Origin of the sequence: Vibrio sp. (assembly GCF_050299255.1) — a bacterium.
Classification (GTDB): Bacteria; Pseudomonadota; Gammaproteobacteria; order Enterobacterales; family Vibrionaceae; genus Vibrio.
The window spans coordinates 1-621 of record NZ_JBNKVP010000192.1; the positions used below are offsets into that span (position 1 = coordinate 1).

General features: G+C 49.4%; 1 protein-coding gene. It reads right to left on the bottom strand.

What is annotated here, in order from left to right:
• On the bottom strand, nucleotides 1-621 hold a 621-nt coding region (locus ACQY6F_RS18980), incomplete at both ends, for a PhoH family protein (RefSeq protein ID WP_428776683.1).

Here is a 621-nt window from a genome sequence, read left to right on the forward strand (position 1 = left end):
TAAAGGAATCATTAAGTGTACGTCCACGCATATAGGCAAGCGGCGCAATTTCAATAATATTCCGCTCCAGGCATTTAGCGACTTTTTGCTGTCCCATCATCTCGAACAGCGCGTCGTACATCGGTCGCAGATAAGGGTCGATCTTCTGTACCAGGTCGCCCGGCAGAAAGCCCAGCCGTTCACCTGCTTCAACCGCGGGACGAACCAGTATCAGACGATGGACCTGGTCCGTTTCCAGGGCCTCGACGGCACAGGCTACGGCCAGATAGGTTTTACCGGTACCGGCCGGGCCGACACCAATGGTAAGATCATTGTCGGTGATCTGCTGAAGATACTGTTGCTGGCTCTTGCCGCGGCCGGTAATTTTTCCGCGATTTTTTTTATGCCGTGAATCATAACCCCCGGCATCCTCCACGGAACCCGTTTGCACCACAGCAGATTGTTCCTCAATATTGTCATTCAGATAGAGTTGTACCGATGCGGGTGATAAAACTTCATGGCCGGCCACGTTGTAAAGTGTCTGTATAAGGTTTTTTGCTTTTTTTAAACTGCGGCCGTCACCATTGACTTCGAAATGATTGCTGCGATTATTGATTTTGACATCATAAAACGTTTCTATCT